The organism is Corallococcus sp. BB11-1 (genome assembly GCF_026626625.1).
GTDB lineage: Bacteria > Myxococcota > Myxococcia > Myxococcales > Myxococcaceae > Corallococcus > Corallococcus soli.
The window spans coordinates 200,737-216,778 of sequence record NZ_JAPNJY010000004.1; the positions used below are offsets into that span (position 1 = coordinate 200,737).

14 protein-coding genes are annotated in these 16,042 nt (G+C 70.5%); 5 read left to right on the plus strand and 9 right to left on the minus strand.

Annotated elements, in window-relative coordinates:
- Positions 1 to 210 precede the first annotated feature (210 nt).
- Positions 211 to 1,818, plus strand: coding sequence for a YifB family Mg chelatase-like AAA ATPase (locus OV207_RS06350; RefSeq protein WP_267553479.1), 1,608 nt, complete (start codon positions 211 to 213; stop codon positions 1,816 to 1,818).
- Positions 1,819 to 1,836: 18 nt separating this feature from the next.
- Here OV207_RS06350 and OV207_RS06355 read toward each other — a convergent pair whose 3' ends face one another.
- Positions 1,837 to 3,213: an NAD(P)/FAD-dependent oxidoreductase gene (locus OV207_RS06355; RefSeq protein ID WP_267553480.1), complete on the minus strand. Its 1,377-nt coding sequence runs from the start codon at positions 3,211 to 3,213 to the stop codon at positions 1,837 to 1,839.
- A 272-nt stretch (positions 3,214 to 3,485) separates the two neighbouring features.
- Here OV207_RS06355 and recA point away from each other — a divergent pair, with 272 nt between their 5' ends.
- The gene (recA, locus tag OV207_RS06360; protein ID WP_193347086.1) at positions 3,486 to 4,511 is read left to right on the plus strand and encodes a recombinase RecA; all 1,026 of its coding nucleotides are present in this window, start codon (positions 3,486 to 3,488) and stop codon (positions 4,509 to 4,511) included.
- Here the strand turns inward: recA and OV207_RS06365 are convergent.
- From OV207_RS06365 to pssA, 4 genes are all read right to left on the minus strand, one after another.
- Positions 4,508 to 5,017 carry a DUF1285 domain-containing protein gene (locus OV207_RS06365; protein WP_267553481.1) on the minus strand — a complete coding sequence of 170 codons (510 nt, stop codon included), beginning with the start codon at positions 5,015 to 5,017 and terminating at the stop codon, positions 4,508 to 4,510. The two genes, recA and OV207_RS06365, sit on opposite strands and share 4 nt — an antisense overlap.
- A 57-nt stretch (positions 5,018 to 5,074) precedes the next feature.
- On the minus strand, positions 5,075 to 6,571 hold the full coding sequence (locus OV207_RS06370; protein ID WP_267553483.1) for a hypothetical protein: 1,497 nt from the start codon (positions 6,569 to 6,571) through the stop codon (positions 5,075 to 5,077).
- Entirely contained in the window at positions 6,568 to 7,833 is a 1,266-nt protein-coding gene (locus OV207_RS06375; RefSeq protein WP_267553485.1) for a CinA family nicotinamide mononucleotide deamidase-related protein, read from the minus strand. Before OV207_RS06375 ends, OV207_RS06370 begins: the two co-directional genes overlap by 4 nt.
- Before the next feature lie 69 nt (positions 7,834 to 7,902).
- Positions 7,903 to 8,763: a CDP-diacylglycerol--serine O-phosphatidyltransferase gene (gene pssA, locus OV207_RS06380; RefSeq protein WP_193347082.1), complete on the minus strand. Its 861-nt coding sequence runs from the start codon at positions 8,761 to 8,763 to the stop codon at positions 7,903 to 7,905.
- Positions 8,764 to 8,878: 115 nt separating this feature from the next.
- On the opposite strand from pssA, the gene OV207_RS06385 reads away from it, so the two are divergent.
- Positions 8,879 to 9,997, plus strand: a complete 1,119-nt coding sequence (locus OV207_RS06385) for an alpha/beta fold hydrolase (protein WP_267553488.1) — start codon at positions 8,879 to 8,881, stop codon at positions 9,995 to 9,997.
- Between the two features lie 18 nt (positions 9,998 to 10,015).
- Here OV207_RS06385 and OV207_RS06390 read toward each other — a convergent pair whose 3' ends face one another.
- Entirely contained in the window at positions 10,016 to 11,041 is a 1,026-nt protein-coding gene (locus OV207_RS06390; RefSeq protein ID WP_267553491.1) for a hypothetical protein, read from the minus strand.
- Between the two features lie 1,245 nt (positions 11,042 to 12,286).
- Here OV207_RS06390 and OV207_RS06395 point away from each other — a divergent pair.
- A complete protein-coding gene (locus tag OV207_RS06395) occupies positions 12,287 to 12,556 on the plus strand; it encodes an HU family DNA-binding protein (RefSeq protein WP_120535979.1) in 270 nt (89 codons plus the stop codon).
- Between the two features lie 24 nt (positions 12,557 to 12,580).
- On the opposite strand, the gene OV207_RS06400 is transcribed toward OV207_RS06395, so the two are convergent.
- Positions 12,581 to 13,606 (minus strand): M23 family metallopeptidase, encoded by a 1,026-nt coding sequence (locus tag OV207_RS06400; protein ID WP_267553497.1) that lies wholly within the window; start codon positions 13,604 to 13,606, stop codon positions 12,581 to 12,583.
- Positions 13,607 to 13,730: 124 nt separating this feature from the next.
- Positions 13,731 to 14,756 (minus strand): low-specificity L-threonine aldolase, encoded by a 1,026-nt coding sequence (gene ltaE / locus OV207_RS06405; protein ID WP_193347078.1) that lies wholly within the window; start codon positions 14,754 to 14,756, stop codon positions 13,731 to 13,733.
- Between ltaE and nth the strand changes: the two genes are divergently transcribed.
- Positions 14,755 to 15,501, plus strand: a complete 747-nt coding sequence (gene nth, locus OV207_RS06410; protein WP_227026767.1) for an endonuclease III — start codon at positions 14,755 to 14,757, stop codon at positions 15,499 to 15,501. The genes ltaE and nth overlap by 2 nt on opposite strands.
- Here nth and def read toward each other — a convergent pair.
- Positions 15,498 to 16,025 carry a peptide deformylase gene (gene def / locus OV207_RS06415; protein WP_193347076.1) on the minus strand — a complete coding sequence of 176 codons (528 nt, stop codon included), beginning with the start codon at positions 16,023 to 16,025 and terminating at the stop codon, positions 15,498 to 15,500. The genes nth and def overlap by 4 nt on opposite strands.
- Positions 16,026 to 16,042 lie beyond the last annotated feature (17 nt).

The following is a 16,042-nucleotide window of genomic DNA, read 5'->3' on the forward strand; positions in this document are numbered from 1 at the left end:
AGGCCGCTTCACCCATCGCAGGTTTCAACGAGAAGCTCGCTGGCGGGGATCCTTCCCCAAGCCAGCGGGCTTCTCGCTCTTCCGGCGCGGGTCCCCGCACGGGATGGGACGTCTGGGCAGGTGGATGGCCTCCCCTGTCCTCGCGGGGCAGGACCGTCGGTACGGGCATTGCTCTCCCCTTCCCCGGCGCAGGGTGGGAAGGGGAAGACGATGCTGGCTCGGGTGAGGTCGGGGGCGTTGATGGGCATCGACGCGGTGGTGGTGGAGTGCGAGGTCGACATGGCCCTCGGGCTTCCCTACTTCAACGTCGTGGGGCTGCCGGAGGGGGCTGCTCGAGAGTCGAAGGTGCGGGTCGTGTCCGCGCTGAAGAACACCGGCTTCGACCTTCCGCAGAAGCGGATCACCGTCAACCTGGCGCCCGCGGACATCCGGAAGGAAGGAGCGGCCTTCGAGCTGCCCATCGCGCTGGGGGTCCTGGCCGCGGCGCGGCTGATGGAAGAGGAGCCGCTGGGGCACTACCTCTTTGGCGGAGAGCTGTCGCTGGATGGCTCCATCAAGCCCATCAAGGGGGTGCTCCCCCTGGCCGTGGCGGCCCGGAATGGGGGGTTCCGTGGGGTCATGGTGCCAGCCGCCAACGCGGTGGAGGCAGCGCTCGTGGAAGGCCTCCAGGTGCTGCCCGTCGCGCACCTGCGCGAGGCCGTGGGGCACCTCACCGGCAGTGCCCCCCTGACGCCCCTGAGACGTGAGGCGACACCAGGGAACGGACCTCGCAAGGCGACCGCGGACATGTCCGATGTTCGTGGCCAACCGGAGCTGAAGCTGGCCCTGGAGCTCGCGGCGGCGGGCGGACACAACCTCTTGATGGCCGGCCCTCCCGGTTCGGGCAAGACCATGCTGGCGCGACGGCTGCCGGGCATCCTTCCGGAGATGACCTTCAACGAGGCGCTGGAGGTGACGAAGGTCTACTCCATCCAGGGATTGCTGGGAGAGGAGCAGGCCCTGATGCGCGAGCGCCCCTTCCGGGCCCCGCATCACACCCTGTCCGACGCGGGGCTCGTGGGTGGCGGGCCCGCAGCCAGGCCAGGAGAGCTGTCGCTGGCCCACCACGGCGTGCTGTTCCTCGATGAGCTCCCTGAGTTCCGCAAGAACGTGCTGGAGGTGCTGCGCCAGCCCCTGGAGGAAGGGGCCATCCACCTGGCCCGAGCCAGCCAGCACATCACCTACCCCTGTCGGGTGATGCTGGTGGCGGCGATGAATCCCTGCCCCTGCGGCTACTTCAACGTGCCGGGGCGCAAGTGCACCTGCGCGGAGCACCGCGTCTTCGACTACCACGCACGCGTCAGCGGCCCGCTGTTGGACCGCATCGACATCACCGTGCAGACACGGCCGGTGGAGTACCACCAGCTCGCGGCGAAGACGCAGGAGCTTCCCAGCCAGTACTACCGGCAGCGTGTGGAGGCCGCCCGCGAACGACAGCGTGTCCGGTTCCAGGATGCGCCGGACGTGCACTGCAATGCCCAGATGCCTTCGCACCTGCTGCGCCGCTACTGCGTGATGTCTCCTCGCGCGGAGCGGATGCTGGAGCTCGCGGTCAGCCACCATGGACTGTCCGCCCGCGCGCATGACCGGATCCTCAAGCTGGCCCTGACGCGCGCGGACCTTGAAGGACATGGGCGCATCGAGGCCGTCGACATGCAGCTCGCGGTCGACTGCCGGATGCTGGACCGCCGGGGGTGGCTCCACGCCAACACCCAGGGTGCGACGGATGCTTCGCGCCCCACCGCTCCCTGGAGAGCGGACCCGGCTGGCAAGCCCTGACCCGCGGCTCCGCGGACGTCAGTACGGCACGATGGCGGGCGTGGAGGCATCACGGACGGCAGGCGCATCCTCGACGCCCGCTGCGGCCGGGCGCTGCCCCTCCCCGGGCAATCGCGCCCCGCCCGCGACTTCGAGCCGGGGTGCGGGCCCCGTGATGATCCGCGCCGACCTGCCGAAGGTCAGGTACGCGTAGGCCCAGTTGAGCAGCACGGCCAGCTTGCTTCGGAAGCCGATGAGGAAGGTGATGTGGATGAAGAGCCAGGCCAGCCAGGCGATGAAGCCGGACTGCTGGACGCGGCGGAAGGCCACCCCCACGGCGTGCCCCCTCCCGATGACGGCGTAGGTGCCCCGGTCCCAGTAGTGGAAGGGCTGCATCGGCTGGCCGGCGAGCTGGCGGCGGAGATTGAGGACCGCGTGCTTGCCCTCCTGCATCGCCGCGGGTGCCACGCCTGGAACGGCGCTGCCGTCGTCCTGCTTGACCAGCGCCAGGTCGCCCACGACGAAGATGTCCGGATGGCCGGGCACCGTCAGCTCGGGGGTCACGGGAACACGTCCCGCGCGGTCCAGCTCCACGCCGAGCGAACGGGCCACCGGCGAGGCCTCCACGCCCGCGGCCCAGAGCACGGTGCGGGCCGCCAGATGCTCGGGCCCCATGTCCAGGCCCGTGTCATCAATGTTCGTCACCCGGGTGCCCGTGCGGATCTCCACCCCGAGCTTCTCCAGCACCCTGCGGGCATTCCCCGACAGGTTCTCGGGGTAGGTGGGGAGCACCCGGTCCATGCCTTCGATGAGGATGACGCGCGCGTCCCGGGGGTCGATGTTCTGGAAGTCACCCGTCATTGAATTGCGGCTGATCTCCGCCAACGCCCCCGCCAGCTCCACCCCCGTGGGGCCTCCACCGATGATGGCGAAGGTCAGCAGCGCACGACGGCGCTCGGGATCCGCCTCACGCTCGGCCAGTTCGAAGGCGAGCAGCACGCGGCGGCGGATCTCCACGGCGTCCTCGACCGTCTTCAACCCCATCGAGTGTCGCGACCATGCATCGTTGCCGAAGTACGAATGCGTGGCCCCCGTGGCCACGATGAGGAAGTCGTACGACAGCTCGCCGTCGGCCAGGAGGACTCGCTTGTTCGCGGCGTCCACCCCGGTCACCTCCGCGAGCAACACCTGGGCCTGCTGGCGTCCGAGCATCGCCCGCAGCGGCGCGGCGATGTCGCTCGGGCTGAGCGTGGCCGTGGCCACCTGATACAGCAGGGGTTGGAAGAGGTGGTGGTTGTGGCGGTCCACCATCGTGACGCGGACCCCTGCCTTTCGCAGGTACCGGGCCGCGTAGAGGCCGCCGAAGCCGCCTCCCAGGATGACCACATGGGGAAGGTTCTCACGGGTCGTTTTCACACTGGGTAACGTCACGCCGGGGGGCCCGGGTTGCAATGTCAGGCGCATGGCCTGACATAGATGGACTGTCATCTCCCCCCTGGGCCCGCTTATGCGGTCCCCCAAGCGCCTTCTCAACGCCCAGGAGACAAACGCGCCGCTCCGCCGCGCGGGACGGCTCGCTCGGACCTGGACGCTCCTGGGCTTCCGTCACCTGGGAGCCCCTGCGGCATGTCCGTTGCTGTCCCACCGCCCGAGGCATCCAGCCCACGGGCGGCGAGGAAATCCGACGAATGAGCAAGCTGACGGAGAAGTTGAAGGCAGTGGCGGCGGCGGTGGCATCCATCGAGAAGCAGTTCGGCCGGGGCGCGGTGATGACGCTGGGCGCGGATGCGCCGGAGCAGAAGGTCGCGATCATCCCCACGGGCTCGGTGGGGCTGGACCGGGCGCTCGGCGTGGGCGGCTATCCCCGGGGACGCGTGGTGGAGTTGTTCGGCAATGAGTCTTCCGGGAAGACGACGCTGACCCTGCATGCCATCGCGCAGGTGCAGGCCGCGGGAGGCGTGGCGGCCTTCATCGACGCGGAGCACGCGCTGGACCTGTCCTACGCGCGCAAGTTGGGGGTGCGCACGGCGGAGCTGCTGGTGGCCCAACCCGATACGGGGGAGCAGGCGCTGGAGATCACCGAACAGCTCGTGCGCTCGGGGGCCGTGGACCTCATCGTGGTGGACTCGGTGGCGGCGCTGGTGCCTCGCGCGGAAATCGAGGGGGAGATGGGGGACGCGCACATGGGCGTCCAGGCGCGGCTGATGAGTCAGGCCCTGCGCAAGCTCACCGGCGCGGTGAGCCGCTCCGGCACGTGCATCATCTTCATCAACCAGATCCGCATGAAGATTGGCGTGATGTTCGGCAACCCGGAGACGACGACGGGCGGCAACGCGTTGAAGTTCTACGCGTCGGTGCGCATGGAGATCCGCCGCACGGGCAACCTCAAGGAGGGCGACGCGGTGGTGGGCTCACGGGCCCGCGTGAAGGTGGTGAAGAACAAGCTGGCGCCTCCGTTCCAGGAGGCGGAGTTCGACGTGCTCTATGGCACGGGCATCCACCGCACCGCCGAGGTGCTGGACCTGGCCGTGAGCGCGGGGGTGGTGGAGAAGTCCGGCAGCCACTTCAGCCTGCGCGGGGAGCGCATCGGACAGGGGCGCGAGCGGGCCTCGGAGTGGCTGCGCGAGCACCCGGATGTCCTGGAGTCCCTCGCCCGGGAGCTGACCGGCGCCAGCGCCCCCCTGCTGGCGCAGGCCTCCTCCGAGGCCGCCTAGGAAGCCGGGTGGAGCGCTTCCAGCGAGAGGGGGACCTCCAGGTGCCGCTGACCTGCCCGCAGCCTCAGGTGCCCTTCCGGGCCCTCCTCGAGGAGCTCACCGAACTGGTACTGCGCATCGCGCGAGAAGCGCGCCTTCGCCCTCCCCTGTTTCACACGGCACGACAGGACGCCCTCGGGCGAGAGCTGGAGCGAGGCCGGGTCCAGCACTTCCGCGGTCCGGTCGCTCAAGCGAAGGGACACGCGCTCGTCTGGTGTGACGTCCACGGTGCGCACCTCATAGGCCGCGTCCTCCACCTGGACGTAGCACCAGTCCGGAGCGATGCGGAGCTGGTAGCGCCCGTCGTCATCGAGGACCAGGGAGGCGTTGAAGAGTTCGATGATCTTCGGGTGCTCGATGGGTGCGTCGTCGTGCCACCAGCGCAGGGTGGAATCGAGGCGGATGCCGCTGTCCTCACGGGTGTGCCAACGCTTGCCAGGAGGGGGCTGACCGGAGGGAGGTTGCATGTCGCCTCTTATCTGTGCGCGAGGCCCGGCGAATACAAGCCGCCGGGCCCCGGACGCCTACCAGTTCCGGACGTACTCCGTGTAGCCACGGAAGGCCACGGCGCCCCAGAAGTTCACCAGCACGCCAAGCGCCAGCGCGGCCACCACCGCGCGGTTGCGCAGGGACCATCCGCCCACGGCGAAGAGCAGCAACAGGTAGGGCGTGTAGTCCAGGCTGAAACGGAAGCCGAACTGCATGTAGCCGGTGTTCTGGTAGAAGAGGCCGGGCAGCGCGCACACCGCCACGGTCAGCCACAGGGGCCAGTGCAGCCGGGGACGCGTTCGGGGCACCAGCAGGAACACCAGCAGCGGCAGCGTGAGCAGCAGCGTCAGCCCATGCGGGTCGTACGACAGCCGGGGCGGAGACAGCGACACCTGGGGCAGCTTGAGGAACGCGGCCTGGAGGTTGCGCGACAGGTACTCGAGGTTGAAGAGCCCGAAGCGGTCGATGTCCACGTTCACCCGGTTGTTGAACAGGTACGAGTGACCGAACTCCCCTGGCTTGCCGAAGCGGTAGACGTTGTAGGCGGCGGCGAGCAGGGCCAGGGGAGCGGCCCCCAGCCCGAAGAACACGAGCTTGCGGAGCGCGGGCCTCCATGTGGTCGGGAGGGCCTTGAGCTGGGCCAGCCGGTCCGGTCCCGGGCAGAGCGCCTCCAGGACGAAGAAGAGGCCCGCGAAGACGAGGGGCGTCCGGGTGAGCACGGCCATGGAGAAGAAGAGGCCCGCGAGCAGGGGGCGCCGGGCCCCCACGGCGTTGCGCACGTACAGGCACGTGAGCGCCACCCCCATCACCTGCGCGCCGAACCAGACCTCGCCCCGGATGGCGCAGTAGAAGAACAGCGTGCCGAAGGCGAGCACGAGCGACAGCACCACGTTGTCGTCGCGGGTGCGAGCCGTCTCCCCTTCCTGCGCGAGGAAGCGCAGCAGCGAATAGAAGAGCGCCACCGCCAGCGCGCCCACGAAGACGCCAAAGGACGTGTCGTTGAACTGGTAGCCGTGCAGCGCGACGAAGGGGAGCATCACCACGGCGGGGAACGACGGGAAGCTGACGAACCAGCGGTCGTCACGGAGGGGGCGGCCTTCGCACCGCACCTTCTGGCCATCCACCAGCCGGACACACGCCCAGTCCTCCAGGTTGGGCAACACCTGCGGGTCCACGTCCAGGCGTCCATCCAGCCAGGACTGGGCCTGGTAGATGAAGTGAGGCGCGGCGCTCTGCCGCAGGAAGCGCTGCGAGCTGAAGCTGGACAGCACCGCGAACGCCACCAGGAACAGCACCACCTCCACCCGGTACGCCGCCAGCCACAGGCGCACCGCGCTTCGCACCGGATGCGCTCCCTTCGCGGCGGGAGGACCCGCCATCTCCTCGGGCATGGTGGGGGAGGCCGGGTCGGGCGGAGCGGAGGTCATGGGGACCGGCAGGTCCAGCGAGGAACCGGGGGACGGGGCCTGGGGCGCCGGAGACGGCGCGTCCGGAGCGGAAGGACGGGGACGCTTTGATTTGGAGCGACTCATGGCGACACGGGGGCGGCGAGCAGGTGCAACCTCAACATCTCCAGCACATGGGAGGCGGCGAACAGGCGCACACGGTCCCGGTCCCCGGCGAGCGACACGCGCTCGCAGCGAGGCTCGAAGTCAGGGCCGGCGAGGGCGCAGTAGACGGTGCCTACCGGATCCTCGGGCGTTCCGCCTCCGGGACCGGCGTAGCCCGTCACGGACAGACCGAAGGTCGCGCCGCAGGCGGTGCGAACCCCCTCGGCCATGGCGAGCGCCGTCTGCCGGGACACCGCGCCGTGCCGCGCCAGGACTTCCGGTGGGACCCCCACCCAGGCGGACTTCATCTTCTCCGAGTAGACGACCGCGCCCCCCACGAACACCTGGCTGGCGCCAGGGACGGCCGTGAGGTCCTGCGCGATGAGGCCACCCGTGCAGCTCTCCGCCACCGCCAGCGTATGGCCCGCGCGCGCCAGCAACCCCAGGAGGACCGGCGCGTATTCGTTGGCATCCGCGCCGTACACGTGCGTGCCCAGCACGACCCGACACGCGGCCTCCGCGGCGGAGAGCGCGGCATCCGCCTCCGCCTGGGTGGGCGCCTCGGCCATCAGCTTCAGGTGGTTCTCGGGCGCGTGCGTGCGGAAGCCGAACACCACCCGGGGATGGCGGGAGATCAGGGGCATCACCTGCTGGTTCAACACCGATTCGGGCAGGCGCACCGTGCGCAGCAGTCGGAAGGCCCGGAAGGTGCGGTGGGCTTCGGAGGCGAGCCAGCCCCGCACGCGCGGCAGCACCTCGCCGTCCACCAGCGCGCGGTATTCGCGCGGCACCCCTGGCAGGAAGAACAGGTGCGCTCGGCCCAGCTTCTGGATGACCAGCGGCGCCGAACCCTGGGGATTTCGCACCGGTTCGGCGCCGGCGGGGATGCGCGCCATGCGCAGGGCTCCCGGGTTGATGGCCATGCCCCGCGCGGCATACCGCTCCTCGATCCAGCCCATCACCCGCGCGTCTTCCTCCAGGGGAACGCCCGCGGCCGCCGCGGCGCACTCCAGGGTGAAGTCGTCCGTCGTGGGTCCCAGGCCGCCCGAGACGATGATGACGTCCGCGCGCGCCGAGGCCTCCAGCAGCGCGCCCGTGATGTCCGGACGCACGTCACCGACCACCGTCACCCGTTCGACCTTCACACCCAGGTCGAAGAGGCGGGCTTCCAGATAGGTGCTGTTGGTGTCCGTGATGAGGCCGGTGACGAGTTCGTCACCGGTGCACAGCAGCTCGACGCGCATGGGCCGGGCATCCTAGCGGTCCCGGGCCGGGAGGGCACGGTCCGCGTCCGCCTTGCCGCGCCCGGCTGCTCAGAGATACGCGGGACCGTCGTCGGTGGCGCCCGACTCGGAGTCCTCGTCGTCCTCTTCTTCGAGTCCGGCCGCCACGACCACCGCGGCGGCGGCTCCCGCGCCGACCTTGCGCGACGCCAGCCGGCTGCGCACCGAGACCGCGGACTCCACGAGGCCCATCAGCAGGTACGCGAAGAAGTACGTCACCAGCACCCAGGCCGGGTGGAACTGCCGGGCAATGAAGCCGCCCGTGAGGGCCATGATCAGGAAGACGAGGCCCGTCTTCAGACCGGGCCGCGCGTCCTTGAAGGTGCGGTAGCGCACCGTGGACACCATCAGCAGCGACAGGGCGCCCACCGCCACCGCGACGGGCAGGCGGGCCGCATCCCCCAGCACCTCACCCTCCGAGGCCACATGGTGGGAGATGATGAGCGAGACCAGCACCCCCGCGGCCAGCGGGATGGGCAGGCCCACGAAGAAGCCTCCACCACCGCCGTGCGGGTTGCGCATGGCGAGCACGTTGAAGCGCGCCAGCCGCATGGCACCGCACGCCATGAACGCGAAGGAGATGAACAGGCCCCAGAAGCCCATGGGGGCCAACGCCCATTTGTAGACGAGCAGCGCCGGCGCGACACCGAAGGACATCACGTCCGCCAGGCTGTCGAGCTGCATGCCGAAGTCGCTCTGCGTCTTCGTCAGCCGGGCCACCCGTCCGTCGAACCCGTCGAAGAACATGGCGAAGAGGATGGCCAGGGCCGCCTGGTACAGCTGCACGGGTTCCGCTTCACCCGAACACAGGGTGATGGCGTAAAAGCCACAGAAGATGGAGGTGACGGTGAAGAGGTTCGGGAGCACGAACATCAGTTTCCGTAGCTTCATCGTTCCCTCGACTTCCCCTGGTGGTCGGCTGCCCATGCGGCAGAAACGGCGAGGGAACGGACCTTAGCAGGGTTTTATTCGCGCCGGAGTCGGTCCCCGGTCGCATGGAGGAGAAATGCCGTACGGGCGTTGGGCCCTGTGGGCGGTGGGGGCAGCGGTCGTCCTGCTGCTCGTGAACATCTTGTGGGTCCTGCTGGTCCGGCGCTGGTACCGCCTGCGGGGCCCCTTGCCGGAGATGCTGCGGGTGCGCTGCAAGGACGGCTGGGAGCTGGCCGTGCACGTCCGGCGAGCCCCGGTGCGCCGCTTCGCCGAGCCCGTGCTGCTGTGCCACGGGCTGGCGGCCAACCGCTACACCTTCGACTTCGAGCCACCCTACTCCGTGGCCCACTACCTGAACGAAGCGGGCTTCGACTGCTTCAGCGTGGAGTGGCGCGGCACCGGGCACTCGCGCCAGCCCCCCCGGGGTCGCAGGCCCACGGACTTCACCATCGACGACCACATCACCCAGGACGGGCCGGCGGTGCTGGAGCTGGCGCTCAAGGAGACGGGCGCCAGGCAGGCCTTCTGGCTCGGTCATTCGCTGGGCGGACTGGTGGGCTACGGCGTGGCCCAGGGCGCCGAGGGCGAGAGGCTCGCGGGCCTGTTGGAGTTGGGGGCGCCGGTGCACCTGAAGTCGGGGCCCTTCTTGAGCAGGCTCGTCTCGCTCGGCGTGCGCGCCGCGTGGCCGGGCAGCATCCGGCAGGAGTGGATGAGCGCCAGCGTGGCGCCCTTCCTGGGCTACCTCGCCCTGCCCCTGTCGGACATCGTGGTGAACCCCCGGCACGTCGCGCCGCGCGTCCTGCGGCAACTGTCCGTCAACATGATGTCCTCGATGAGCCGCAAGGTGCTGCTCCAGTTCCAGGACTGGATCGCCCACGATGCCTTCCGCTCCTACGACCGCAAGACGGACTGGCGCGCGGGCATCGCGAAGCTCCAGCAGCCCGTGCTCGTGATGGGCGGCAGCGCGGACCGGCTGGCCACCTCGGCCAACGTGGAGTCGCAGTACGCCCTGCTCACGTCACCTGACCGCACCCTGCACATCTTCGGTCGGGACCGCGGAGACAAGATGGACTACGGCCACGGCGACCTCATCTTCGGCACCGGCGCTCCGACGGAGGTCTATCCCGTCATCCGCGAGTGGCTGGAGAAGCGCGCCACGCCCCTGTCTCCCGAGCCTGCGCCCGCCCAGGGTTGAAGGGGCGAGGGGTGAACCTCAGCGGGCCGGCGGGTCGGCTTCGAGTTGGACGCAGCGGGCGTCCAGGCCTCGCGTGAGGCTTGCGTCGACCCGCTTCAGGCGGACGCGCGTCGCGCCCTCGCAGTCAGCGGACACCAGCGGGCCCCGGGCGCCCTTCGCGGTGAGGGCCTCCACCCGCAGTTGGCCTCCTTCGATGGCCAGCAGCACGGACTCGCCGGCATCGTGGGACGTGATGTCCCGGGCCTCCACGGTGGCCTTCGAGTCCACCGACAGCGCCGCGAGTTCGCAGGCCAGGAGCCGGGCGTTGCGAAGCACCACGCGGGACTGCTGCGCCGCCAGTACGCACGTCCCCTTCGCGTCCTCGACCGTGACGGTGTCGATGTCCGCCTCCACCCGGCGCAGGTGGAGGCCGTCTCCCGCGACGCCGTCCGCCGTGCTCACCCCCAGGATGCGTCCCTCGCGCAGGCGCACGCGCCCCTGCACCGCCACCACGCCGTACTCTCGCGAGCCTTCCAACCGGAAGCGACGGACCTCCAGGTCCGAGTTCGTGAGCTGCAACGAGCCGTAGGTGCCCGCGTCCTTCACGACCACGTCCTCCAGCAGGCCGGTCGTCGTCGTGAGCCCCAAACCGGCCCGCGTGGCGTGCTCCGAGCTGAAGCCCCGCACCAACACCTGGGTCCCGCTCGTCGTCAGGCCGTACTCGTGCCCCTGGACCCGCACGTCCACGAGCTTCAGCGTGCCCCCTACCGCGAGGAACGCCGGGCCCGTCCCCTCCGACACGCGCGCCCGCTCGACTTCCGCCACGCCGCCTTCCTGGCTCAGCGCCACCCGGGGCCCCTGGAAGCACACCCCCTCCAGCCGGACCGTGGCGCCGCCTCGGAGCCGGACACCGCGCTCGAAGGGCCCCGTGAACGCGCTGTCGCGGAGGACCAGGCCAGGCGCGGGGGAGCCTGGAGTCCAGGCCTCCACGAGCACGCCCACCGCGAGCCGGCGGGCCGGCGGGGAAACAGGCCCCGCCTGGTCACCGGGCTGTGCATTCCCCATCGCAGGCGGGAAGCCCCCAGAGGGAACGGACCCCTCCGGGCCCGCGAGCCGTGCCTTCGCCATCGCGTGCGGGAGGCCTCCAGGGGAAGCAGATCCCGCCGGATCACCGGGTTGCGCGTTCGCCATCGCAGGCGAGGGAACTGGAGAAGCAGGTCCCGCCGGGTCGCTAGTTTGCACGTTCGCTATTGCAGGTGAGGGAATTGGAGAAGCAGGCCCTGCCGGGTCGGCGGGTTGCGCGTTCGCCGCCGCAGGCGAAGGAACCAGAGAAGAAGCGGGCCCCGCCGGGGCGCCGGGTTGTGCGTTCGCCACCGCAGGCGAGGGAACCGGAGAAGAAGCGGGCCCCGCCGGGTCGCTAGCATGTGTGTCCAGGGCCGACACGGCGGATTGCGCTGTCGGGGCGGCTTCTGGGGAGCACCCGGCCTGCCCCTGGGCCTGGAGGGCTCCTCTCGCCTCGAACCGCAGGCCCTTCCCTTCCAGGTGCCCGGCCCCGACCCGGATCGCCCCCAGCGACTGGCCCCGGAAGACGACTCCCTCGCTCCGCACCCGGCCCCCGACCTCTAGACCCCAGGTGCCCCCTTCCACCGCCAGGGACTCCAGGACGGCCTCGTCCCTGGCGATCACCACCCCTCCGGTCCCCGGATTCGGGGCCGTCAGCACCGTGGCGGGGCCCACGCCCACGAGCCGCGTCCCTCCTGGCAGCCGGAAGGGGCCCTCGTAGCGACCGGCGGCCAGGTGCACGAGCAGCGGGCCTGGACGGGCCAAAGCGTCCGAAAGGGAGCGGAAGGGCCGCCCCCGGGTGCCGTCGCCTCCCGCCCCCGCAGCGTCCACCCAGAGCTCGCCCGGGCCTGACGGCTTCAGCGGCGGCGGCCTCGAACAGGCGCACACCAGGACCAAGAACCAGGGCAGGAGTCGGGATGGCACGCGGGCAGGCACTCTAGCCCCTCGACGGTGCCCTGCTGGAACTGGATCAGGACCCGTTGCTAAGTGATCGATCTTCCAAAGACTTTCATCCGCAATCGATCATCAGGCGATCACTCCCCCTTTCCACGAAAGAGGGAGTGTGAGGATGTATCAAAAGATGCGATCCTTCCTCTCTCTACAGGGTGTATTTTCCGAAGCCCAGTTTTCATCCGGAGGCCTAATTTCCGGCCTGGGAGCAGGTGGCGCATTGACAGTCGAAACCTCGATTTGTTACCTCCGCCATCCGCTCGTTCAACGCCAGACAACGCAAGAGGGAGGGGTGTCATGACCAAGGCAGAGCTCGTGGAGGTGGTGGCTGCGCAGTCGAGGCTCACGAAGAAGTCCGCCGCCCAGATCCTCGACATCGTCTTCAACAACATCGGCAAGGCCGTGAAGAAGGACACGCGCTTCAGCTACCCGGGGTTCGGCACCTGGTCGCTGCGCTCGCGCAAGGCACGGAAGATCCGCAACCCGCAGACCAACGAGATGATGAAGCTCAAGGCGTCGAAGACGGTCGGTTTCCGGCCTGCCAAGGAGCTGAAGAACTCGCTGTAGTGGGCAGCAGCAGGACCGTCCCCCTCAGGGGCGCGAACCCGTGGAGTTCGGGTGACGCCCCTGGGACGTGAGGGCGGGTGATTGCCGCGGTGGCTGAGCCACGGCCCGCTCCTCCTGGGGCGACCCGGAGGACGGCTCGGGCGTGACGAGCGCCTCCAGCGGATCCAACGAGCTGCCGTCGTGCCAGAGCTCGAAGTGGACGTGGACACCGGTCGCGAGGCCCGTGTCCCCCGCGAGCCCGACCACATCGCCCCTCGCCAGCACCTCGCCGGTCGTCACGAGCACCTGGGACAGGTGGCTGTAGCGGGTGACCCATTGGCCGTGGTGCTGCACCTCCACCTGCTGGCCATGGTCGCCGTTCCAGCCGGCGCGCAGGACGACGCCCTTCTCCGCGACGGCGACGACCTGCCCCCGGCGAGCCGCCAGGTCCACGCCCAGGTGGCGGCGGAGCTGGCCGGTGATGGGGTGCCAGCGCTCGCCGTAGAGGCTGGTGATGGTGACCGGCTCCACGGGCCAGGCGAGGCGCGGCGGGCCGGAGGGCTCCGGAGGCTGTTCCCAGCGGCGCAGGGTGGACGCGCGGACGATGAGGCGGCCCACGCGCAGCACCACCGCCTCCGCGAGGGGACCCGGCATGTCGCCGTAGAGGCGCGCGTCCTGCTCCAGCTCCGCCTCCATGATGCCCCGGGCGCGCGTCAGGTCGCGGCCGTCCGTATGCTCCACGGGCCGGGCCAGGAAGGCGTCCAGGGCCGCGTTCATCTCCGCCCAGTTGCGCGCCTGTTCCGGGGGCATGGCGCTGCCGCGCTGGACCTTCTCGCGGTAGGCGCGGGCCTTGTCCGCGAAGGAGGCGAGCGCGGCGTCGAGTTCGGGAGAGCGCTCAGGGGCGAGCGGGCCCCGGGCGTGCTCCGGCTCGGGGGGCAGGAAGGGCGAGGATTCGCTGAAGGAGGCGCCGTCGCCCGAGGTCGCGTACAGCTCCTCAAAACTCATCTTCTCCGCGCGCGGCGTGGCGCAGGCGGAGAGGGCCAGCAGGGCAAGGACGGCGGGTCGGCGCACGGCGCGGCGAGCCTACCATGCACCGGCCCGGGCTCCCGTTTCCGGCCGGTGGCGGCTCCGTGGGTGGGGGCTGGTGCGTGCGGTTCGCACCCGGGCCAGGAACCAGGGCCCCCGTGCGCCACCGTCAGCTGGCGAAGGCGGCCCGGATCCTCGCCAAGGCGTCGTCGATGTCCGCCGCGGACACGTCCAGGTGGCACACGAGGCGGATGGAATGGGGGCCGGTGGCGTTGGTCAGGATGCCCTGCTTCAGGAGCAGCGCGGTGGCCTCCGCCGCGGGCCTCGCGAGGTCCGCGAACACCATGTTCGTCTCCACCCTCGACAGGTCCACCGTCACGCCCGGCACCTGCGCCAGCCCCTGCGCCAGCCGGCGCGCGTTGGCGTGGTCCTCGGCCAGGCGCTCCACGTGGTGGTCCAGCGCGTACAGGGCCGCCGCCGCGAGGAGGCCGGCCTGTCGCATGCCTCCGCCCAGCCGCTTGCGCAGCCGCCGCGCCTCGCGGATGACGTCCGCCCTTCCCGCGAGCGCCGAGCCCACCGGCGCCCCCAACCCCTTCGAGAAGCACACCGCCGTCGAGTCCGTCAGCGAGGCCCACGCGGACGCCGGCTGCCCCGCCGCGACCTCCGCGTTGAACAGCCGCGCTCCGTCCAGGTGCACCGCGAGCCCCGCCTTGCGCCCCGCCTCCACCACCGCCCGGAAGCGCTCCACCGGCCACACCGTGCCGCCGCCCCGGTTGTGCGTGTTCTCCAGCGACAGCAGGCGCGTGCGGGGATTGTGGATGTTGTCCTCGCGCACCGCCGCCGTCACCGTCTGGGGCGTCAGCAGGCCCCGCTCGCCCGGCAGCGCCGCCGGCTGCACGCCCCAGAGCGCCGGCACCGCGCCGCCCTCGTAGTGCAGGATGTGGCTGCCCTCCTCCGTGAGCACCTCGTCGCCCGTGCGGCAGTGCGCGCCGATGGCGATCTGGTTCGCCTGCGTGCCGGAGGGGACGAAGACGGCGGCCTCCAGCCCGAGCCGCTCGGCCACCCGCTCCTCCAGCCGGCGCACCGTGGGGTCCTCGCCGTAGACGTCGTCGCCCACCTCCGCGTCGGCGATGAGGCGCCGCATGGCCGGCGTGGGCTTCGTCACGGTGTCGGAGCGGAAGTCGATGGGCTTCATGGTTCTCCTCGCTTCAAGAAAAGGGCGCCCGTCCTGCGCGCTTGGGCCGGGCCGCCCCGTGACATACAACGCCCGCGTGGCCCGGCGAGAGACAGTGGCGGAGAAGCGGCAGCGCGCGGTGGGAATCCTGGACGGCCTGGAGGCGGCCATGCCGGACGCCCGCATCGAGCTGGACTACCGCACGCCCCTGGAGCTGCTGGTCGCCGTCATCCTGTCCGCCCAGTGCACGGACAAGCGCGTCAACCTGGTGACCCCCGCCCTGTTCGCCCGCTTCCCCGACGCCCGGGCCTACGCCGCCGTGGAGGCCACGGACGTGGAGCCCTTCATCCGCACCTGCGGCCTGTACCGCGCGAAGGCGAAGAACATCGTGGCCACGGCGCGCACGCTCGTCGCCGAGCACGGAGGCCAGGTGCCCCTGGTGCGCGACACGCTGGCGCAGCTGCCGGGCGTGGGCCTCAAGACCGCCGGCGTGGTGTGCATCCACCTGGGCGGCGACGCGGCCTTCCCCGTGGACACGCATGTGAAGCGGCTCGCGTACCGGATGGGCCTCACGACCCACGAGGATCCGGACAAGGTGGAGAAGGACCTGCAGGCGCTGCTGCCCCGGGAGCGGTGGACCCTGGGGCATCAGCTGCTCGTGTGGCATGGGCGGCGCATGTGCTTCGCGCGCTCGCCGGCCTGCGCTTCCTGCACGGTGGCGGCGCGCTGCCCGAAGAAGGGCGTGAGCGCCACCGCGAAGGCTTAAGCGGACGCCGGGGCGCCCTGGTCGCGCGACGCCTTGTGCTTCAGCATCCGCTTGCGGATGAGCCCGCGCTTGAGCGACGAGACGTGGTCCACGAAGACGGTGCCGTCCAGGTGGTCCGTCTCGTGCTGCACGGCGATGGCGAGCAGGCCGTCACAGCGCAGCATCTGCTCCTGGCCGTCCTCGTCCAGGTAGCGCACCGTGGCGACGGCGGCGCGGTCCACGTCCTCGGCCTCGCCGGGGATGGACAGGCAGCCTTCCGTGTAGGTCGTCTCACCTTCGAGCGAGACGAACTCCGGGTTGATCATCGCCAGGGGCTTCGCCTCCGGCTGCTGAGGCCGGGTGTCCAGGACGATGATGCGCTGGAGCACGCCCACCTGCGGGGCGGCGAGGCCCACGCCTTCGGCGGCGTACATCGTCTCGAACATGTCCTTCACCAGCGCGCGGACCTTGTCGTCCACCTTCACCACGGGCCGGGCCTTCTGCTTCAGGATGGGGTCGGGCCAGATGAGAATTTCGCGAACCATGGGGCACTCTTAACCCC